The 21687-nt window shown below is 37.2% G+C and carries 21 protein-coding genes; 6 read left to right on the forward strand and 15 right to left on the reverse strand.

The window, feature by feature from the left end:
* Window positions 1-327: 327 nt before the first annotated feature.
* The 3 genes from CPT03_RS08120 to CPT03_RS08130 all read right to left on the reverse strand — a co-directional run bounded on the left by CPT03_RS08120 (window position 328) and on the right by CPT03_RS08130 (window position 2491).
* Complete coding sequence (locus tag CPT03_RS08120; protein ID WP_099438384.1) at window positions 328-1383, reverse strand: patatin-like phospholipase family protein; 1056 nt, start codon at window positions 1381-1383, stop codon at window positions 328-330.
* Between the two features lie 277 nt (window positions 1384-1660).
* Entirely contained in the window at window positions 1661-2083 is a 423-nt protein-coding gene (locus tag CPT03_RS08125) for a VOC family protein (protein ID WP_099438385.1), read from the reverse strand.
* A 24-nt stretch (window positions 2084-2107) separates the two neighbouring features.
* Window positions 2108-2491 (reverse strand): DoxX family protein, encoded by a 384-nt coding sequence (locus tag CPT03_RS08130; protein WP_099438386.1) that lies wholly within the window; start codon window positions 2489-2491, stop codon window positions 2108-2110.
* Window positions 2492-2768: 277 nt separating this feature from the next.
* On the opposite strand from CPT03_RS08130, the gene CPT03_RS08135 reads away from it, so the two are divergent.
* Window positions 2769-3392, forward strand: a complete 624-nt coding sequence (locus CPT03_RS08135) for a phosphatase PAP2-related protein (protein WP_099438387.1) — start codon at window positions 2769-2771, stop codon at window positions 3390-3392.
* Here the strand turns inward: CPT03_RS08135 and CPT03_RS08140 are convergent.
* The 3 genes from CPT03_RS08140 to CPT03_RS08150 form a co-directional block, all read right to left on the reverse strand.
* A complete protein-coding gene (locus CPT03_RS08140) occupies window positions 3386-4669 on the reverse strand; it encodes a M16 family metallopeptidase (protein ID WP_099438388.1) in 1284 nt (427 codons plus the stop codon). The genes CPT03_RS08135 and CPT03_RS08140 overlap by 7 nt on opposite strands.
* A 13-nt stretch (window positions 4670-4682) precedes the next feature.
* On the reverse strand, window positions 4683-6044 hold the full coding sequence (locus CPT03_RS08145) for a M16 family metallopeptidase (protein ID WP_099438389.1): 1362 nt from the start codon (window positions 6042-6044) through the stop codon (window positions 4683-4685).
* Window positions 6045-6257: 213 nt separating this feature from the next.
* On the reverse strand, window positions 6258-6824 hold the full coding sequence (locus CPT03_RS08150) for a porin family protein (protein WP_099438390.1): 567 nt from the start codon (window positions 6822-6824) through the stop codon (window positions 6258-6260).
* Window positions 6825-6999: 175 nt separating this feature from the next.
* Between CPT03_RS08150 and CPT03_RS08155 the strand changes: the two genes are divergently transcribed.
* Window positions 7000-7722 (forward strand): class I SAM-dependent methyltransferase, encoded by a 723-nt coding sequence (locus CPT03_RS08155; protein WP_099438391.1) that lies wholly within the window; start codon window positions 7000-7002, stop codon window positions 7720-7722.
* Between the two features lie 9 nt (window positions 7723-7731).
* Here the strand turns inward: CPT03_RS08155 and CPT03_RS08160 are convergent, their stop codons facing one another.
* Window positions 7732-8067: a cupin domain-containing protein gene (locus tag CPT03_RS08160; protein WP_099438392.1), complete on the reverse strand. Its 336-nt coding sequence runs from the start codon at window positions 8065-8067 to the stop codon at window positions 7732-7734.
* On the reverse strand, window positions 8064-8654 hold the full coding sequence (locus CPT03_RS08165) for a GNAT family N-acetyltransferase (protein ID WP_099438393.1): 591 nt from the start codon (window positions 8652-8654) through the stop codon (window positions 8064-8066). The genes CPT03_RS08160 and CPT03_RS08165 overlap by 4 nt, the downstream gene beginning before the upstream one ends.
* A gap of 213 nt (window positions 8655-8867) precedes the next feature.
* On the opposite strand from CPT03_RS08165, the gene CPT03_RS08170 reads away from it, so the two are divergent.
* Entirely contained in the window at window positions 8868-9671 is an 804-nt protein-coding gene (locus CPT03_RS08170) for a murein L,D-transpeptidase catalytic domain family protein (protein WP_099438394.1), read from the forward strand.
* 74 nt (window positions 9672-9745) lie between these two features.
* On the opposite strand, the gene CPT03_RS08175 is transcribed toward CPT03_RS08170, so the two are convergent.
* The 4 genes from CPT03_RS08175 to CPT03_RS08190 form a co-directional block, all read right to left on the reverse strand.
* Window positions 9746-11155, reverse strand: coding sequence for a TolC family protein (locus CPT03_RS08175; RefSeq protein ID WP_099438395.1), 1410 nt, complete (start codon window positions 11153-11155; stop codon window positions 9746-9748).
* A gap of 39 nt (window positions 11156-11194) precedes the next feature.
* Window positions 11195-14392 carry an efflux RND transporter permease subunit gene (locus tag CPT03_RS08180; protein WP_099438396.1) on the reverse strand — a complete coding sequence of 1066 codons (3198 nt, stop codon included), beginning with the start codon at window positions 14390-14392 and terminating at the stop codon, window positions 11195-11197.
* A gap of 25 nt (window positions 14393-14417) precedes the next feature.
* Window positions 14418-15542, reverse strand: a complete 1125-nt coding sequence (locus CPT03_RS08185) for an efflux RND transporter periplasmic adaptor subunit (protein ID WP_099438397.1) — start codon at window positions 15540-15542, stop codon at window positions 14418-14420.
* A gap of 167 nt (window positions 15543-15709) precedes the next feature.
* Window positions 15710-16309 carry a TetR/AcrR family transcriptional regulator gene (locus CPT03_RS08190; protein WP_099438398.1) on the reverse strand — a complete coding sequence of 200 codons (600 nt, stop codon included), beginning with the start codon at window positions 16307-16309 and terminating at the stop codon, window positions 15710-15712.
* 183 nt (window positions 16310-16492) lie between these two features.
* On the opposite strand from CPT03_RS08190, the gene CPT03_RS08195 reads away from it, so the two are divergent.
* The 3 genes from CPT03_RS08195 (at window position 16493) to CPT03_RS08205 (ending at window position 19285) form a co-directional block, all read left to right on the forward strand.
* Window positions 16493-17530 carry a LacI family DNA-binding transcriptional regulator gene (locus tag CPT03_RS08195; RefSeq protein WP_172954148.1) on the forward strand — a complete coding sequence of 346 codons (1038 nt, stop codon included), beginning with the start codon at window positions 16493-16495 and terminating at the stop codon, window positions 17528-17530.
* A 94-nt stretch (window positions 17531-17624) separates the two neighbouring features.
* Complete coding sequence (locus CPT03_RS08200; RefSeq protein WP_099438399.1) at window positions 17625-18620, forward strand: sugar kinase; 996 nt, start codon at window positions 17625-17627, stop codon at window positions 18618-18620.
* A gap of 11 nt (window positions 18621-18631) precedes the next feature.
* Window positions 18632-19285, forward strand: a complete 654-nt coding sequence (locus CPT03_RS08205) for a bifunctional 4-hydroxy-2-oxoglutarate aldolase/2-dehydro-3-deoxy-phosphogluconate aldolase (protein WP_172954149.1) — start codon at window positions 18632-18634, stop codon at window positions 19283-19285.
* Window positions 19286-19328: 43 nt separating this feature from the next.
* On the opposite strand, the gene CPT03_RS08210 is transcribed toward CPT03_RS08205, so the two are convergent.
* The 3 genes from CPT03_RS08210 to CPT03_RS08220 form a co-directional block, all read right to left on the reverse strand.
* Window positions 19329-19658, reverse strand: a complete 330-nt coding sequence (locus CPT03_RS08210; protein WP_099438400.1) for a helix-turn-helix domain-containing protein — start codon at window positions 19656-19658, stop codon at window positions 19329-19331.
* Window positions 19659-19908: 250 nt separating this feature from the next.
* Window positions 19909-20139 carry a hypothetical protein gene (locus CPT03_RS22775; protein WP_157766379.1) on the reverse strand — a complete coding sequence of 77 codons (231 nt, stop codon included), beginning with the start codon at window positions 20137-20139 and terminating at the stop codon, window positions 19909-19911.
* 111 nt (window positions 20140-20250) lie between these two features.
* Window positions 20251-21603, reverse strand: a complete 1353-nt coding sequence (locus CPT03_RS08220) for a Gfo/Idh/MocA family protein (protein ID WP_099438402.1) — start codon at window positions 21601-21603, stop codon at window positions 20251-20253.
* Between the last annotated feature and the right edge of the window lie 84 nt (window positions 21604-21687).

The following is a 21687-nucleotide window of genomic DNA, read 5'->3' on the forward strand; positions in this document are numbered from 1 at the left end:
TTTGTGGTTACTTCCCTATATCTACCTACAAATTTAACTTTGAACAATAAAAACGCGCTTACCTAATAAATAAGCGCGTTTTTTCTTTATACAATTTCACAACTGCGTATTTTCACAGTTGCTTGAAGGTGGTTTCCCTGTTAATTTTGAGTCTAAATAAAAAAACGCTAAATAAAATTCAACATCATGCATCTTAAAAAGCAAAAACCATCATCTTTAACCCGTTATACTATTGGCGCATTAAAAGTTATAGCATTTATTTTATTCATATTCTGTTTTTATCAGGCATGTAAAATAACTACGCCATAATGGTATAACTATTTGGAACTAGCGCGCAACTTTTAAAAAATCCCAGGGCATTTTAGATGCAGATCTCTTTTGTTCCTCTACAAGGAACTTAGCAATCTGATTTAATAAATTCTCGTTTTCACTTACGGTTTTATCTCCAAGAGCCATTAATTTTTCAATATTCGCCGGACTGGCCGCGTCCAGTCCTTCTTTAATACTTTCCAAACTTCCGGGTTCTATACGTACATAATTCTTTTCTTTACCTGCTGAGTGAAAAAGCTGTTGTAAAAAGAAATCACTGGTTTCGGCCACCCCACTCATCATAATATCTATTAAGGCAGGTACAATAGCCATAGCACTGCTCTTTTTAAAATGATCATAATCATAAGATCTTTTAGAGCGTCCGGTTCCTAACGAAAGTAAATGAATATCATTAATCCTGGTTTGGTTAAACGCCTTAGTAACTTCTATCAAACCACTTAATGCCGGATTTGTAGCAAACACTCCCCCATCAAGTAATGGATACCGTACATTAGCTATTGAGTGTATTTCGGCCACACTAAAATAAGTGGGGGCTGCCGAAGTTGCTCTGCAAACATCTTTTAAATAAAAATCGCGCACGTCACCACGTACAATAGCATTTTGCTGCCTAAAAAAGTGAGTTTTACGCAACTCAATATTATAAGCACTTATAATACAAGGTTTAATGAGCTGACTCAGTTTGGTTTTTCCAAAATACTTTTTTAGTACCCCCTCAAAAATCTTACTGTTATATCGTTCGCCAGCCAGGCCAAATTTTGCCCTTAAGCGTTTAAAGAAACTCATCTTAAAAATTTCATTACCATGCTCCAGATACAGATCCAATGCTTCCTTGGCCGAAAACCGCGGTCGGGTTGGATGATCCTCAGAAGGGCAAAGCAATAAACAGGTTAAAATACCACCCGTACTTGTTCCTGCAAAAAAGTCAAAATAATCAACAATAGCTGCTGCCGGATCTTTGCTTTCCTTCTTTAACTTTTCCTCTAGAGCAACTAAAAGCATCCCCGGAATAATTCCTCTTATCCCGCCACCATCTATAGAAAGGATTTTCTTCATAATACAATTGGGTTGCAGTAAATATACTTACTTATATTTTATTGCAAAACTTACCTGCGTATTTACACAGTTGTTAAAAAAATATCCAATTATTAAGTTTGTATTAGCTATTTGGTTAATACAAATGCGAATTGTGCAGGCCTCTTTAGTACTTTGTAACCAGCACTACAATTTGAAATGTAATTATTAAAAATATCAATCACGCCTCTCAAAATCAATTACAAAATCACCTCCCTATGAGAAAAACAAAAGCCGGATTGAACCCCGGCTTTTGCTTTTATTTAAAATCATAGTTTATCATCCATTGAATTCCGAATTTATCGGTAAACATTCCAAAAAAGGAACCCCAAAATGACTTTTCAAGTGGTATGGTAACCACACCATCTGTTGATAATCCCTTAAACAACCTTAAGGCTTCCTCCTCGGTATCAGCACTTATAGAAATGTAAGAATTATTCCCCGGATTTAATGTTTGCCCCAATGATCTCAAAATATCTGTAGCCATTAATACGCTTAAATCACCAATTGGCAGCGAAATATGCATAATCTTTTCCTGGTCTTCTGGCGACATCAGTTCACACTCAGGAATTTCTTTAAATCGGGTTAATGCCAGGAATTCGCCCCCAAATACCGATTTATAAAAATTAAATGCAGCTTCAGCATCTCCATCAAAGTTCAAGTATGAATTTAAAATTGCCATCACCAATCATTTAGGCAAAGTATTTTAAAATGATTTTGCAATAAATAAGGATTCGTAGTTTTTACGATGATACCATGCTAAAAATAAAACCCCTAGTAATAAAAATGCACCGCCCCCAATGCCTGTAGGATCCAGAAAAACATGAAAAAGCACAATATTTATTGCGACCGGGAATATCACAACATTAGCCAGTGTTACAAAACGGCCTGTTATAAAAGCAAGTCCACAAACAAGTTCCGTTCCTTTAATAAAGTCCATAAGGTAGCCGGTAGCATTAACCCCCAACATAAATGTTTTAATATCGCCATGAAGTTCCGGCTGCGGAAAAAGCTTAAAAAAATAAGCTACAGAACCAAATAATAGCAACAAGCCTACCAAGGTGCGGACAACAATAACTGCAATTTTCATAGTTTTTTAAGTTTTAGTTTTATTTTGTGAACATAAATTTACTCAATTTCTAATATTTTTTCGCCCCGTTTTTAATCGCTTTGTAACCGCTATTTATATTTTAATTTTTTAGTGTTAATTTAGTGTAAACAGTATATAAATTCTCACTTTTACTGAGTATGTTTAACATTACTAACTTACAGCTATAATCTATTTTTTTGAGAGGCAGCGTACGACAATATTAGGGGGTAATTAAGACATACTTTTTATAAAAAAATAACAAAACTTAGATTAAATAATGCATTCTAAACAATTCTCCTGGCAAATTGCCTGGGATTATCCACCATTTAGGTTAAAACTAATACTAGGAACAATTATACTTATAGGAATATTATTATTTATACCGCAGTTTTTTCATCACATAGAATTAAGAGAAGGTGTCATATTAAACGACTGGGTATTGAAAAGAATACCTGCTGTTGATGTTTCCCTCTACATATTTATCATACTTTACGCATTGATTATCCTGTTCCTGATCAGGATGTCAACAAATACATCTATCTGCTTAACTGCACTGTGGACATTCATATTTTTATGCAGTGCCCGCATTTTAACCATTACATTGGTACCTCTTAATGCTCCAACAGGTATTATAGAACTGGCCGATCCTTGTTCCATTCTCTTTTACAGATCAAATGTAATAACGAAAGACCTTTTCTTTTCGGGCCATACCGCTACTTTAGTTATTGGTGGCTTATGTATGCAAAGAAAAAGAGATAAAATCATATCCTTTACGGCCGCTGTAATTGTTGGCATATTACTGCTTGTACAGCATGTACACTATACTGCCGATGTTATTGCCGCTCCTTTTTTTAGCTGGATTTGCTGGTATCTGGGTAAAACTATAGCTAAAACCTATTGAAAAGCCTGCCTACCCAATTGCTCATCACCCAGATATAACCAAATTCCACCCTTTGCATACTTTGCAAAGGCTTCGCGTATCTGTTCAAGCGTTACTTTGTCAATATTACTAAGCATGTCTTCTTCCAGCTTATAACCGCCTAATATTTCAGCCTCACCAAGATCCTCAACAATAGAACTTGAGCTTTCCTGATGCCTGTAATACCTTAAACGATGGTCTTTTTTAATCCCATCTAGAAAAGTCTGACTGTAACGTCCGCTCTTAATACTATTATAAACGGCTACCATTGCCTGAAACGACTTTTTGGGCTGCGTAGTGCTTACATACATTGATGTATAAGGTAACTGCTGCATTTTTATAGTAGCTCCCGGAGCGTAAGAAAGACCTTGTTTTACACGTAACTCATAATGTAAATTACCACTCAAAGCATTTATGGCAAGCATAAAGGGCGCGTAATCAGGGCTACTCATCATCGGAGCATTCATAACACAGCTTATGTAGTTTGTAGCCAGATCTCTTTGTTCGGTAACCAAACGCTCCCCTTCAATTGTCGTTCTAATAGGAATATTTGGAATATACTGTTTAGCAACAATTCCTTTAAACGCCTCAGCTATCCTTTTCTCCAGGTCTTCTTTAGTTATTTTACCAGCTACAACTAAAAACATTTTGCTTTTATTTAACAGTTCTTTATGGTAATAGTTAGCAACACTATCCGCCGTAAAACCATTAACCGTTAAATCTTTACCCTTAGGGTCGGTACTATACTGGCTATCCTTAAATATTGCCTCCATAGACATTTGATCAATCCGCGACTCCGGAGAGGCATGAATCTGATAAATACCTGAAATGATTTTTTCTTTAGTGGACTGAAACTCTGTCTTATCAAAAATCGGATTGGCTACAGCATCAGAAAACAACTTCCAGCCCTGATCAAAATACTTCGAAATACAGTTCATACTAATTGTTCCGTAGTCGGTTCCAGACGATCCTCCTATATCAATACCATACTCATCTGCCAGTTCCTTATAATCATCAACACTATAATTCTTTGTACCACACGAGGCTGCTGCGGACAGCGCAAGGTTTTCTATACCTGCCTGCGCCGGACTATAATTCATTACCCCTCCCCTAAAATACATACTCATACTGATGGTTTCTTTTTGGGTAGGCCTTAAAATTACCTTTAAACCATTCACATCAAATGATACAGCCTTGGTTTGAGATTTAGCTGAAAAAAGAAATAAAGCAAAAATGAAAGTTAATATATATGATTTCATCAGTTCAGAGATTTTATTTGAAGAATTCTTGAGGTTTTACAGCGTCAACACTGTTTTTATTGATAATCATGCCTGCACAAAAAGGTTTACCTTTAATGTATTTGCGCACGTAATTAAGCAAATCGGCCCGGGTTATCTTATTCAAATTTTCTTCGTAATGGGTATAGTAATCAACGGAGGCCGATGCCCACCAGAAAGAGAGCAAATGGGCATAATCTGAAGTTACTTCCCTGCGTTCGACCTGAGATATAGAAAGTAATCGTTTTGCACGTTCAATCTGAACTTCCGACAGGTAATCATCCTCATCCCATAGTGCAATCTGCTTTAGCACTTCTTCATAACATTCCTTAATTTTGGCCGGATTAGGGCTTACCATAAAACTAATTGGCCCAGTGTACTTCTGTGTATAGTAATTTACGCTTGCTTCTTGCGCTAATCCGGAATTGATTAAAGCTTTTTTAAGTTTTGACCCATTCTGATTTACAATAAATGAAAACACATCGGCCGCATAAGTGGCCGGAATATCATTACGTGTATCTGGTCCATGCCAGCTAAAAAGCATATAAGGCACAGGCATTGTGGTCGATTCGATTATGTAATAATCATTTTTAGTGAGTGGCTTAAATTCTGGGATAGGCCACTTTTTGAATGGATCAAATGGCGACGCCTTCCAGCTGCCAAATATTTCTTCGGCACTTTTAAATGCCTCGTTTACTTTTACATCACCCGCAATTACCAGAACCGAATTGTTAGGCCAGTAGTATTTATTCTTTATTGAATCCATTTTTGAGGGCGTTGCCGATAGGATTACATCATGATTTCCAATAACATTCTTTCTTGAATAATTATCTCCCCACATGTGCCTTTTGTCGGCATCAATTAAAGGAAAAATCGGGCTCGACTCTTGTCTAGTAAACTCAGCATTTACAATTTCATTTTCCATTGCCATATCTTCCTTAATAAATATAGGGTATCGAATGGCTGAGTTCATAAACTTTAAACCCGGTTTCAGGTTAGCTGAAGGAAGCGTAAAATAATAGTTTACAACCTCCTCTCTGGTATTTGCATTCGAGGTAATTTCAAGCTCATTGCTTCTCTTGGTAAAGCTTTCGAAATTTGGATAATCCTTATTTGCTTTAAAGAACAAATGCTCATAAAGATGGCTTAACCCATTGTAGTCATCAGACTCTGTAAACGATCCGTTTCTGCAAGCCATTTCAATTGTAGCAAGGGGAACAGTATTGTCAGTAACCACTAATATTTCAAGTCCGTTTGGTAATTTCTTGAAATACATATTATCAGCTATTTTTTTCTGAGAAAAAACAGAAATACAACTCATTACGAGGGCTATCGCAAGTAAAAATTTAGAGCGCATATAGTTAAAATTGATATACCAGATTAACTATACAAATACGGGTAAATCTTTTAATTTAACAAATTTTTTCATAGTAGATTGCATCTTCTTCTTCTTCTACTATGGCTTTACTTTGCTCTTGGGGTGCTTAAGGGTCAACTGCGTATTATGGTAATATTTAGTTGACCCTTAAGCACCCCAAAGGCAAGATAAAGGCAGGTGCTACTGTCGATATTAGAATATTTTAAAACCTACTGAAAGATTAAATATCCCTGTTTTCTCATCAAGGCCTTTATTAATCTTTGTTAGCCCCCTGCTGTATCTGGCATCAATAGTTAAACTCCCTATATCAACACCTGCATTAACTACACCACCGGCTGTAAACTTTTTATAATCGAACTGGGCTGGTCCGGCGGCTTTATTTAGAGAATAACTTAAATCAGGCCCTGCAGATATTCTAAAGTTCAATGCCTCTGTATTAATGATTTTGTAACCTACCATTAAAGGGATATTAACCTGTTTAAATTTAGGGGTGTATACTTTTGAATTGTAAGAATACTCGCTTTTAAAGGCAGTATAATTTAACTCCGGCTGAAAATACAATGCATCGCCAACTCGGGCAAAAACACCAATATTATAACCCGCTTTACCTTCCTTCTCTTTTACTTCTTTAAAACTGGTTGGCAATGTTGCATAATTAATTCCGGCTTTTAGTCCAAAATTAACACCAGATTGTTGCGCTTTTACTGAAATACTTACCATGATTATTGCAATCATTAAATAGAACTTGTTTGTTTTCATACTTGTCTGTGTTGTTAAAATAGTTGTTTATTTTTTTGTGATTTGATAGTATGACAACTCATTCTGTGTTTACCCCTATCCCTTTAAAAAAATGTTTTTAATGACATTAAGATGCCATTAGCACCCTTCAAATACCCCAAACAATACTAATTTTGAAGGAATAGAATTCCTAAAAATGAAAACAGATTATTCCAGTAAAGCAACCAATGAAGAAATTAAAGAGAGATTTGATAACGATGTAGAACGTTTTTCGAACCTCAACACAGGTCAGCAAACAACTTTAGATGCACCACTAACCATGGAGCTTTGTACAGAGGCAGCAAAATATATTGTTCCCAATGCCACAGAGCTTTTAGATATTGGTTGTGGAGCCGGTAATTATACCCTAAAAATGCTTAGCAAGATCCCAAATCTGAATTGTACGCTAAATGATCTGAGCTTACCAATGCTAGAGCGGGCCAAACAAAGGGTATCAGCTCAAACTAACGGTACGGTAACTACCGTTCAGCTAGACATGAAGGAGCTTGATTTACAGGCAGAGAAATATGATATTATACTTGCAGCAGCCACTTTACATCATTTAAGAACAGACGAAGACTGGGAATTGGTTTTTTCTAACTTTTACAAATCTCTAAAACCAGGTGGCTGTTTATGGATCTCAGATTTAGTTACACACGATAGTGAACCATTAAATAGCTTATTTCAAAAAAAATACGGCAATTATCTGGAATCGTTAGGCGGTGCAGATTTTCGTCAGAAAGTGTTCGATTACATCGATTACGAGGATACCCCCAGATCAATAAACTATCAGCTTAATTTAATGCAAAAAGTTGGTTTTAAAGATACAGAGGTACTTCACAAAAATTTATGCTTTGCAGCATTCGGAGGGGTTAAATAACCCCTCTTCTTATAAAAAATCTTCTCTGTGAGGCGTAAATGCATCTATTAAAATACCAGCTTCCAAGCAAACACAACCATGAAGAACATGGGGTGGTACATAATAACCATCGCCTTTTCTAATAATACGTACCTCGGCCCCTATGGTCATTTCAAATGCACCGCTATCTACATAAGTTACCTGCGTATGATGGTGTTCATGTAAATCGCCAACCGCACCAACTTCAAACTTTGCCTTTACAAGCATAATTTGGTCATTGTAACCAAAAACCTGTCTTTTAATTCCATTCCCCAAATCTTCCCAGGGGGTTTCATCATCTATTTGAAAAAGACCGCTTTCTATCATAATTTATTTTCAAGTTTTTGTCTTAAATTATTTTCCCACTCATCTTTTAACATGCTTAAAACAATGGTATCTCTTCTGCTGCCATCAAGGCGGATAATATTACTTCTTAAAACACCCTCTTCAGTGCAGCCAATACTCTTCATGGCAGCAACACTTCTTAAATTGGTAGTATCTGCTGCAAATTCTACACGTTCAAATCCATTGCCAAAAGCAAAATCAAACAATAAATACTTACAGTGCTTATTTAAGCCCGTTCCATGAAACTGCTGCCCATACCAGGTATACCCCAGCGTTAAATTATGCTGATTGGGCTTTACATCGTAAAACCTTGATGATCCGGCATAAGCGTTGGTTCTTTTATCTATAATAACAAACGGATATTCTTTTTGAGCTGTTCTTGCCTCAATAGCCAATTCCAGATACTTTTTTAATGCAACTTCCGTATCGCCTTTTTGGGTAGAAAAACGCCATATATCAGGCTGATGGGCAAATTGCAATAAGTGAACTATATCAGCCTCCTCTAAAGGCCTTAGAAGCGCTATTTCATCTTCCAAAATATAGTTTGCAGTAAAATCAAAGTCGATCATTTTATACTTTTTTGGCCAATTAATATTAGCGAATGTATGAATTTGGCAACATGTTTTTACTCGATTTTTAAGTCATAAAAACGTAATAGAATCATTTTCAATGTATTAATACTATTTTATTTTTATTATGTTTGAAAATATCTAAACGACTGTATTTGAAGAAACACAAGCTAGTTAGCGCAATTTTATAACATATCGGGGGAGTAAATTTTTATGATGAAATGCATTTTGGGGGGAGTATCGATGTTAGCGCTCAGCCTTTCTTTAACAATTATTGATGGTGGAACACCTGCCAAGCCATTAGAGCAGATAAGTGTTGCCAAAATCACTACTGACAGTTTATATAACAGTCATGTAAACAATCTTTACAACGAAATAAATCTGGAGTATACAGGTTTAAGCCAGGCTGTTTTTGAAAAAGCACTAACCGGCTATTATAACCTAAAAAAGTCTGGTAAAGTTTCAGAAGATAAATCCATTCTTTCAATAGCTGATTTTGATAAAAACAGTACTCAGAAAAGACTTTGGATTATTGATCTGGATAAAAAGAAATTAATTTTAAATACCTGGGTTGCTCACGGACAACGTAGCGGAGCTGATAAAGCTACCCGTTTTTCGAACTCTAGCGATTCTTTTCAGAGTAGCATAGGCTTTTACCTTACTGCCGAGGTTTATCGCGGACAACATGGTCGTTCCCTGCGTCTGGATGGTATGGATGAGGGATTTAATTCTAATGCCCGCAGAAGATCTATTGTAGTGCATGGTGCTGACTATGTTAGCCAGGGTACTATTAATGCCTTAGGGAGGCTCGGACGCAGTCAGGGCTGCCCTGCCGTACCAGCTGAACTATCGAATCTGGTAATTAACACTATCGAGGGAAAAACGGTATTGTTTATAAACGTTACCGATCAGAGATATACGTCCAGATATCTTGATGAACATATGGCGGCGGCATTTGCCAGCAATTTTGATCAACAAGATACAACCAGCTATCAAGATTCTACACTGAATATTTAATTAGCTTTATATAATTATAAAAGGTGTATCATAAATACGATCGTATTTATGATACACCTTTTATAATCATACTCTTATATTCCGCCTCCAAGAGAACGGTACAATTCTACTGATGCATTTAGCTGCGCAGTTTTAATAGCTGCCAGTTCAAGTTCGCTTTGCAACGAATTACTTTGAGCTGTAATTACTTCTAAATAGCTTGCCATTCCATTTTTAAACAATAGGTTGGCATTTTTTACAGCCTCGTGTAATGTAGTTACCCGTTTAGCAGAAATATCGTATTGCAGTTTTAGCTTCTCAATTTTAACCAACTCATCAGATACCTCGCCTACAGCATTAAGAACAGATTGTCTGAATTCAAGCACTACCTTTTCGCGATCTATTTTGGCAATTTCATACTGGCTTTTCAATTGCTTGCGCTGAAATATAGGTTGGGTAACCCCGCCGGCTACAACACCAAATAATGATGCAGGAATATTAAACCAGTTGCTGGCTTTAAACGAATTAAGGCCACCGCTTGCAGTAATACTTAATGATGGATACATGCTGGCTTTAGCAATTCCAACCTTTGCATTGGCAACATTTAAAGACAATTCAGCACTTTTCACATCGGGTCTTCTACTAACCATTGCCGAAGGAATACCTGCAGGCAATTGTGTTGGAATACTTGTTTTTTCGAGCGTAGCTAAACGCTCAACCGCACCAGGCAACTGACCGGTAAGGATGCGCAATGCATTTTCCTGAATGGTAATGTTTTGTTCAAGTTCAGGAATCAATTGTGCAGCTACCAGTTGCTGAGCTTCTGCCTGTTGTATAGCCAAAGAAGTTACCTGTCCGGCATCAAACTGCATATGTATAATACGCAATGTACTGTCGTTTAACAATAGATTCTTTTTAGCTACAGCCATTTGGGCATCCATCATTAACAATCTGTAATAGCCTTGGGCAACATTTGCTATCACTCTTGTTTGAATAGCCTTTCTGGCCTCGGCAGTTTGCAGATATGTTGCAAGGGCTGCCTGTTTACGGCTTTTTATTTTACCCCATATATCGGCTTCCCAAGCCAAACCCAGGTTAGCATTGTAATCCTGAATAACATTGGTTTTTAAAAACTGACCAGCACTTAATCCATTTAAACTATTATCAGACGGGCGATTGGCATTTGCAGTTACCTGCAAAGTCAGTTCCGGAATATTGCCCAGTTTAGATTGTTTAAACAATACCTCTGCCGATTCAATATTTTTTAAGGCAATCTGCATATCATAATTTCTTAATAATGCAGTGTCTATCAGTCTTTGTACACCCTCTTCAGTAAAGAAATCCTTTACTGAAATACTGCCAATACTACTTGTATCAGCAGTACTGGCATTCCTGAACGATTCAGGAATTGCAGCCTTTGGTATGGCTACATCTTTAGAAACTTTACATCCGGCAAGTATTACTAAAATTAGGAACGGAGCCAATGTATTTATATACTTTTTCATGAGTATCTGTTATTTATATTTTAATTAATGGCCAATACCTTAAGAATAGATAATTTCTGATTCTGGTTTAACCTTAACACCATTGGTGTCTTGTGCATCACTAATAATAGCAGGTTTGCTTGATATCTTTTCCTGCAGGTGCTGGAAAATAACAAAGAGAACCGGGATAAGGAATAATCCTAGAACAACTCCCGAAACCATCCCTCCTGCTGCACCAATACTGATAGAGTGGTTACCTTGTGCCGATGGCCCTGTAGCAATACTCATTGGGAACAAACCTACAACAAACGCTAATGATGTCATTAGAATAGGACGCAGCCTTAACTTTGCAGCCTCAATTGCAGCACTTACCAACGTAAGACCTGCTTTTCTGCGCTGCACAGCAAACTCCACAATTAATATGGCATTTTTAGCGAGCAAACCAATAAGCATAATCAGTGCTACCTGTACATAAATGTTATTTTCGATACCGGTTAAACCGATTACAAAAAACACACCTAATACCCCTGTTGGAATAGATAGTATTACCGCTAATGGTAAAATATAGCTTTCATATTGGGCTGCCAGTAAGAAATATACAAACACCAAACATAAAATAAATACTATAGTAGATTGTCCGCTTGATGAGATCTCCTCTCTGGTTTGTCCAGAAAATTCAAAACCATATCCGGCAGGCAATTGCTCTTTTGCAACTTCCTGGATGGCATTAATTGCATCACCGGAACTAAACCCTGGTTTAGGAATGGCATTAACCTGAATAGAGTTGAACAAATTATAACGTGATGCAGTTTCAGAACCATAAACACGGGTTAATTTTACCAATGTTTTTATTGGTACCATCTCTCCGCTTTTGTTTTTAACAAATACACGGTCAATAGCACTTGGATCTGCCCTATCGGCAATATCAGCCTGAACCAATACACGGTAGTACTTACCAAAACGGTTAAAATCTGATGCCTGTGCACTACCAAAATAAGCCTGCATGGTTTGTAAAATATCACGAACATTTACACCAAGCTGGTTTGCTTTCTCGTCGTTTACCTCAAGTTGTAATTGTGGGTAATCAGCTTTAAATGTGGTAAATGCAACAGCAATTTCCTTACGTTTCATTAATTCACCAATAAAACCATTAGCTATACCGCTAAACTTATCAAGCTTACCACCGGTTTTATCCTGCAATACAAGATCCAATGCCTCTACGTTACTGAAACCAGGAACTGTAGGGAAACTGAACACGAAGAAACTACCACCGCTTATGGCACCTAGTTTACCTCGTATAAGGTTCATAATTTCATTAATATCCTGTATTTTACCTCTTTCTTTAGCTGGTTTTAACAACACAAACACAACTGCCGATGATGGACTTGTTGATGAGGTAAGCAAGTTAAACCCTGTAATTGAGGTAACAAATCTTGATGCATCCAGTGCACCCAACTCAGCCTCGGCTTGTTTCATTACTTTCGAAGTTCCATCTAACGAAGTTCCCGATGGTGTATTTACTGCAATGGCCACAAAGCCCTGATCTTCTGTTGGTATAAATCCGGTAGGTGTTTTTTGTACCATCCACACTGTGGCTAAAACAATAATTGCCAGACCAATTAAACTAACAGCTTTGTTCTTGATCAGGAATTTTAAACCACCTATATACCTATCGGTCATCGAGTTAAAACTTCTGTTAAAGCCTGCAAAGAATTTTTCTTTAAATCCTTTTTTAGGTTCATCTGAATGACCTGCATGGTTATCTTTTAAGAACAATGCTGCCAATGCCGGACTTAAGGTTAAGGCATTAATAGCCGATATGATAATGGCTGTTGCCATGGTAAAGGCAAATTGTCTGTAAAATACCCCGGTTGAACCCTCAAGGAAACCTACAGGTAAAAACACGGCCGACATTACCAGGGTAATTGATACGATGGCACCGCTAATTTCATGCATCGCTTCGGCAGTAGCCTGTTTTGCACCAATTCGCTTATGTTCCATCTTGGCGTGCACAGCCTCTACCACCACAATGGCATCATCTACCACAATACCAATGGCCAAAACAAGGGCAAACAAGGTTAATAAGTTAATAGAGAACCCAAACAACTGCATAAAGAAGAATGTACCCAAAATGGCTACAGGAACTGCAATAGCAGGAATTAAGGTCGACCTAAAGTCCTGAAGGAAGATAAACACAACAATAAACACTAAAATAAATGCTTCAATAAGTGTGTGCTGTACCTGTTCAATTGACTGATCTAAGGCAACTTTTGTACTGTAAAAAATATTGTGTTTAACGCCTTGTGGAAAGTCCTTAGCCGCTTTTTCCATCAACTTGTTTATCTCAATCTGGATCTCGTTGGCATTAGAACCGGCTAATTGTATAATACCTAAAACAACACCCTTTTTACCATTCAGGCGGGTAAGACTGTTATAAGAATATGCACCAAACTCTACCCTGCCTACATCTTTTAAACGTAGTGTAGAACCATCTTCATTTGCGCGGATAGCAATGTTTTCGTACTCTTCAGGTTTTGTAAGCTTGCCTTTATATTTAATAACATACTCAAAAACCTCGTTACTTCTTTCACCAAAACGACCCGGTGCAGCTTCCAAACTCTTATCTTGTATAGCAGACATTACCTCGTTAGGCGTAATATGATAAGAAGCCATCTGAGTTGGATTAAGCCATATACGCATAGAGTAATCCTTTACACCGCCAAATATACTGGCCGAACCAACACCCGGAATCCTTTTAATTTCGGGTATAATATTGATTTGAGCATAGTTGGCAATAAAAGTTTGATCGTATTTGGACTCATCTTCGGTATACATACCAATAGCCATAATAAAGCTATTTTGTTGTTTGGCAGTAATAATACCTTGCTGTACTACCTCTGTCGGCAGCTGACTAGTAGCCTGTGCCACACGGTTTTGTACGTTTACAGCGGCCTGATCAGGATCGGTACCCAACTTAAAGTAAACTGTAATAGCCAATGTACCATCATTACTGGCTGTTGAACTCATATAGCTCATGTTTTCGACACCGTTGATAGACTCTTCGAGTGACGGGGCTACCGAACGAAGTACGGTCTCGGCATTTGCGCCAGGATAATTAGCAGTTACCAGTACTGATGGTGGCGCAATGTCTGGAAACTGCTGTAACGGCAATTTGGTAAGGCTTAGCACCCCCAGTATCACCAATAATATGGAGATTACTGTAGCTAATACGGGCCTTTGTATAAATATTTTGAACATGATTGTTTTTTATTTAATTGGGTAATTAGTTTTTAGCAACTTTATCTGTTGCTTTCTGTGGTGCAATCACTGCACCTTCCTGCAGGCGGTCTAACCCGCTTAACACAATCTGATCACCGGCTTTAACACCATCTTTTACCAGATAGTTGGTACCTGTTTTGCCAATAACGTTAATCGCTTGTTTTTTAACTTTATTGCTGTCGGCAAGGGCATAAACAAATATTTTGTCCTGCACTTCAATAGTTGCCGACTGAGGAACTACAAGCGTGTTGTTGTGTTGCAAACTCAAACGGATTCTACCTGTATTGCCAGATCTTAATAAGCCCAGTGGGTTAGCAAATTTTGCCCTAACAGTAATTGCACCTGTATTTTTATCAAACTGGCCATCAATAACATCAACTCTTCCTTTGGTACCGTATTCGGTATCATCAGCTAAAATCAATGAAACTGCAGGAAGCTGTTTAAGTTTATCGCTTAAGGTTTGACCTGGATATTGATCTTTAAAATTCACAAAATCCTTTTCGCCAAGTGCAAAATATACGTGTACATCGTGTACATCAGATAATTGGGTAAGCGCCTCAGCATCAACAGGTGCAACAAGGCTTCCCTGTTTTTTAATTAACCTGCCAATGTAACCGCTAACCGGGGCTTTAATTAAGGTATAACCTAAGTTTATTGATGCAGTTGAAACATTTGCTTTAGCTTGTTCAATATTTGCTTTGGCAACAAGCGCAGTAGCTTTAGCAGATTTTAATTGAAAATCTGAGATTACTTTGTTCTGTACCAGAGATGTTAAGCGTTCAACCTCTAACTGGGCGTTTATTAAACTTGCCTCGGCTGAATGCTGAGCTGCAAGGGCATTGTTTAATGAAGCCCTGTATGGTTGATCGTTTATTTTAAATATAGGCTGTCCGGCTTTTACATAAGCCCCTTCATCAACATATACTTTTTCTAAGGTACCACTAACTTGTGGTCTAACTTCAACATTTACAGAACCTTCGATAGATGCAGGGTACTCTTGAAATGTAGTTTCTGTACCAGAAACAACGCTGGCAACAGGTAAGGCAGGCGGTGCAGGTGCTGCAGCCTGAGGGGTTTTATTGGAACAAGCCAATAAAAACATGGCGGAAAATATAAGTATTGATTTCATAACGTAATTAGATCGTTTAACAGTGTTAAATAATTGTGAATTAGGGAGGTAGTATTTCATAATATGATAGATTAAAAGGTTTGTTGTATAACGACTGTAAGCCGTTTAACAGCGTTAAGTAAATGTTAAAAAATTAAGGCTTTTTTAAGCCTTTGGAGTTTTTGGTATTATTCGTTTATATATTTTATGATTCCTCTGATGGCATCTTTTAAAATACGCTGGTTCATCTCTGCATCACGGCCCTTGTTTACAAGGTTAATTGAAATTAAGCCGTGAATGATTGACCAAAAGGTATAGTACTTTCTGCAAACAAAATCTTCAGTTGGGTTTTCTACTGTAATTACCTTCTCTATTACATCCCAGATCAGGTCATCAGAAAGTTCTGCCTCCGGCATCTTTTTCTTCAACTCACAACAGTTCATATCTACACCAAACATCAGCTGATAAAGCTCTTTATATTTAAATGCAAAATTCCAGTATGCTACCCACATTGCCTCTAACTGAACCTCAGGCGTATCGTGTTTGTCTCTTGCAGCTCTAACCTCTCCGGCCAGAATAATATATCCTTTACGGGTCAGTTCAAGTAATATTCCTTCTTTATTGGCAAAATATTCATAAATAATTGGGGCAGTGTATTCAATCTTATCTGCAATCTTTCTCATACTTAATGATTGCCATCCCTCATCCTTCACTATGTCTAAGGCAGCATCAAGGATATTGAGTCTTGTTTCCTCTTTTAATCTTGCTATGCGCTCTTTACTTCCCATCGTATTATTTATATAGCGTGTAAATTAATTTAACACCGTTAAGCAAATGTATAAACAGTTATTATTATTAATGTAATCCATTTGTCAAATCCGAATTAAAGGCTTTAAAAAAATAAAAAAAGTATCTTTACCTTATTCATTATATAAATTGCAAATTCGCCTTTGCACAAAAAAGAGATCTGCATGAACAATAGCGTTACCTTAAAAGACATTGCAAAAGCGCTCAATTTATCTATTTCTACAATATCTAAATCTTTAAACGATAGTTATGAGATTAGTGTTGATACCAAGCAGAAGGTATTGGCATATGCCCAAAAACACCACTATTCGCCAAATCGTTTGGCAAAAGGCCTTAAAGAAGGAAAAAGCAGATCTATTGGTATTGTAGTATGCTCACTGGATAATAATGTGATTGCACAGATGCTGGATGGTATAGATACCGTTAGTGCCGACAATTCGTATCAGATTATTATTATGCAGAGCAAAGAATCTCAAAAGCAAGAGGCAGCATGCATTGAATTACTATACTCTGGTGGTGTTGATGGCATACTGATTTCGCCCGCTTGCGAAACTGTTGATTTTAGCTACTTACGCTCTTTACAGGAAAGCGGATTGCCCATTGTTCTTTTCGACAGACTTAGCGATCAGATAGATACACATAAAGTGGGGGCCGATAATTTCCAGGGTGCTTATGATGCTACAATGCACCTGATAAAAAATGGCTACAAAAATATAGCTCATTTAAACACCAATACAACTTTAAGTATAGCTACCGAACGTTTAAATGGTTATAAACAAGCATTAATGGATAGTGAAATCACTTACAGACCTGAATTACTCAGATCGTGCGACTACTCTGACACGCAAAAGCTTAATTCTGATCTTAGAGAAGCGATTCTGTATTTTATGAGTTTGCCTGATAAACCCGATGCTATTTTTACAGCTACTGATCAGATTAGCACCAGATGCCTTACCCTGCTTAATAAACTGGGTTATCATATTCCTACCGACATTGCTTTAATTGGATTTACCAACACAGATCTTGCCGAGGCATTAAGCCCTGCTTTAAGTACTGTACACCAACCGGCATTTGAAATGGGACAATTGGCAGCAAAAAAACTCATCTCGCTGATAGAAAGTAAAGTTCACGATCAGGAGTACGAAACAGTAATGCTCGAAACTTACATTCAGGCCAGAGCATCTACACAAAGCAAAGATTAACATCCACGAAATCGTTTGCGTTTTTATATATTAAACAACCCTGCTGTTTTAGCGCTTTATCCTGTATAATTGTATACTGAATATATCTAAAACCATGCAAAATAAAGAGAACATATTGGTATTTGGTGAGCTGCTTTTAAGGTTCAGTTCAACTGAAGATCAATTTATTTCTAAAAACCATACGGTAGCTTTATTTCCGGGAGGCTCCGAAGCAAATGTTTCGGCATCTTTAGGCCAATGGAAGTTACCGGTCTCTTATCTCACTTGTGCTCCAGACAATGCATTAACAACTAATGCTTTGCAATACCTTTCTGAATTAGGGGTTGATACCTCCAAAACCATATTAGAAGGCAGTAGACTGGGGTTGTACTTTTTATTATCAGCCAATGGGCTTACCAACGGGCAGGTAGTATACGACAGGAAGTTTTCGTCGTTCAGTTCTCTTAAACCCGGTGTAATTGATTGGGATAAAGTTTTAGATGGATATACCTGGTTTCATTGGACAGCCCTTACCCCTGCTTTAAATGAAAATACAGCTGCCATTTGTAAAGAAGTTTTAGCTGTGGCAAGAAAAAAAGGAATAACCATTTCGGTTGATTTAAACTACAGGAACAGGCTTTGGGACTATGGCAAACAACCTATAGAGGTAATGCCTGAGCTGGTTCAATATTGTGATGTAATAATGGGTAACATTTGGGCCGCCAACAAAATGCTGGGCACCAATGTTAGTGAACATTTAAACCGCCAAACAACTCCTCAGGAATATTTTGATCACTCAGAGGCATCGGCCAAAGAGATTTTTAAACTATTCCCTCAGTGTAAACACATTGCTAATACTTTCCGTTTTATGGATAACCCTAAGCATAATCTGTTTTATGGAACTTACCATACACCAGAAAATAGCTTCATCTCGCCTATCTACGAAACCAATGAGGTGATAGACAGAATTGGAAGTGGTGATGCTTTTATGGCTGGCCTTATATACGGCCTGATCAGTAATGAAGGCGGACAGGAAATTATTAACAAAGCAACAAATTCCGGTTATCAGAAACTCTTTGTCAAAGGAGATTTTGGTGATGGTGCTCTTTAAAAAACATTAAAATGAATGCAATAACCAATACATTAGAAATTATAGGTAATTACCCGGTTATTCCGGTTTATTATCATGAAGATAAAGATACCTGTATAAATGTGCTTAAAGCCAGCTATGCCGGTGGCATCAGGGTATTTGAATTTACCAACAGAGGTGGCAATGCTCCTGAAAACTTTAAAGCATTGCTTGAATACAGAAATGCAAATTTACCTGATCTTAAACTGGGTATAGGTACCATAAAAACTGTAGAGCAGGCTCAGCAATATATTAGCATTGGTGCAGATTTTATTGTTAGCCCAATTGTTAAAGAAGATATAGCAAAACTGGCATTTACCAATGCCATTCTATGGGTACCTGGCTGTATGACCCCTACAGAAATCAACTTTGCAGAAGAGCTTGGTGCTTCGTTAGTTAAACTTTTTCCGGGCGATACCCTTGGCCCCAGTTTCTTAAAAGCAATAAAACCATTATTTCCTGGTTTAAAGTTTATGCCAACCGGTGGTGTTGACGTAAATAAGGAAAATATTGATAGCTGGTTAAATGCAGGTGTCACTGCTTTAGGATTTGGCTCTAAGCTATTTCAGGCCCCTCAGGATGCAAACGATTTTAGCTGGCTTACAGAACGCTGTGCATCATTACTAAAACTTGTAAACAAAGGATAGCAAATATCCTTGTTTACAAGTTTTAACGATATTACTGGTCGAATTACTTTTTTTGTTCGTCCTTGTCATACAAGTCAATTAGTTTACTTTGTAACCTAATTACCGAATTTTCAAGCTCGCTCACTTTTTCCTTCAACTGTTTTATCAATTGCGTTTGTTCATTAACCCCTTCTTCACCAACATCTAGTAATTCCCTTAAAGTTAAATTGTGTACTTCTGCTATTTGATTAATCCTGCTGAAGTTAGGATCTGTGATACTGGTTTCAAGTTTTGAATACGCCGGAATAGATATTTCCAACAGGTCGGCCATTGCTTTTTGGTTCACTCCCTTTTTCTGACGTAAGATTCTGAATTTCTCCCCTAATGTTTTCATAATCAATAATTTTAAAAACGCCCCCTAGTTTTAATTGAAATAAATTTAAGAATTATTAAATAAAATATTATGATATTAATATAATATTTTTATAATAATTATTGAACCGGATTATTCGTTATTAAATTTTATAAATTATTACCCTCAGATTTCCTCTGCTGACATCATTCGTTAAAGGTTAATATACCCAAAAAACACACTACATCCATCAAAACAAGCAAAACAAACTGATAGCTAAACAGATAGCTTACTATCGCTTATTTTGTCTGAAAATGAAGGCGGCCAGCATTACAGCAACGGCTAAACCAGAAAATCCGGGAAAAGAAATAAATAAATACAGAAGGCCACACACTACAGCGATTGCCAACAAAAACAATACACCTTGCATAGGTGAATCCATTTTAAATGCTGTAACTAAAACTAAAATAAGAAGGGCTAAAGCCAGGATATTTAAAAACATATGCAAAGATGAGTTTTTCAATGTTAAGTTAATGTTAACAAAACTCAATTCCGAACCATTTAGAAGTAAAAAAGCCCCTATAATTACTTATAGAGGCCTCCAACACTAACTATTTATTGTTTCTAACTAAAATTAATAATCATCATTTAATGCAAAAACAGGCTTTCTGTGCATCCATTTACCGCTTGTAAAATCAGGAAACTCTACAGTAGCGTTTCCAAGCTCAATAGATTGCTCACTTAAAGGAGTAATTGCGCTCCATGCAGCTGCATCATAAACATCTAATGGAGTAGGTAAATTACGTTTAACAGACTCAATAAAAGCGTGAATAACAAAGAAATCCATACCACCATGGCCTGCACCCTGTGCATCATTTCCGTATTTCTTCCAAAGCGGGTGGTCATATTTTTCTAACCATTTATCTGCCGGATCCCATTGGTGTGGTTTGCTTTCGCCTTCAACATAAATACCTTTGTTTACATCCATCCACAAGCCTTTAGTACCCTGAACCCTAAATCCTATTGAATATGGTCTAGGTAAGTTTGTATCGTGCTGTAAAATTAAAGTTTCGCCATTGGCACAGTCAATAGTTGTGGTAACAATATCACCTAAACGGAAATTAACTTTTGCGTTTGGATGATCAGCACCACCCTTCTCTACTATATAATTATGTAAACCTCTTGATTTTGTAGCAAAAGAGTTTAGTTTCAAAAATCTGTTACCGCGGTTTATGTCAATATAATTTGCAATTGGGCCCACACCATGAGTTGGGTATAAATCGCCATTTCTATGTACAGAGTGATTTGTTCTCCATTTTGCTTCAGAGAAACCTTTCTCATTAAACTCAACACCACCACCATAAGGTTTTACACCGTCGTTAAATTTAACTTCACGTAAATCATGCTGATAACCACCTTGCAGGTGCAGAAGCTCACCAAATATACCTTGTCTAACCATATTTAAAGCGGCAAGTACATCCCTTCTGTAACATACGTTTTCAAGCATCATTACATGGGCATTGTGCTTTTCAGCTGCCTGAACAACATCCCAATGATCTTGCAGGGTTATACCGATAATAACTTCAGAAGCTACATATTTAATACCAGCTTCAATAGAAGTGATGATCATTTCCTTATGCAATTCCCATGGTGTAGCAATTAATACTGATTGCAAGCCTTTCGTTTCCAACATTTTTTTCCAGGCATTGTCGTCACCTGTAAAAATCTTAGGCATTGGTTTTCCACTCTTTGCAATGATAGCCTTAGCCATGTTAAGCATTCTTGGCTCTACATCACAAATGGCTACTAAATCTACATCATCTCTCTTTAATAGTAAATCAAGGTGATTTTGACCACGCAAGCCCACACCAATTATTGCTATTTTAACCTTCTCTGCCTTTGTACTGGCAAATAATGGATTCTCCGGCAAAATAGTAACAGCTGCTGCAGTTAGCCCTGAGTTTCTAACAAATTCTCTTCTGTTCATAATTTATTTAGTTCTTTTGTACGTTTCGGTAAGCTAATATTTCCTTTCTCCCCTATAATCATTGCGAAGAATAGATCACAAGGT

This window comes from Pedobacter ginsengisoli, from assembly GCF_002736205.1.
In the GTDB taxonomy this organism is placed as follows: domain Bacteria; phylum Bacteroidota; class Bacteroidia; order Sphingobacteriales; family Sphingobacteriaceae; genus Pedobacter; species Pedobacter ginsengisoli_A.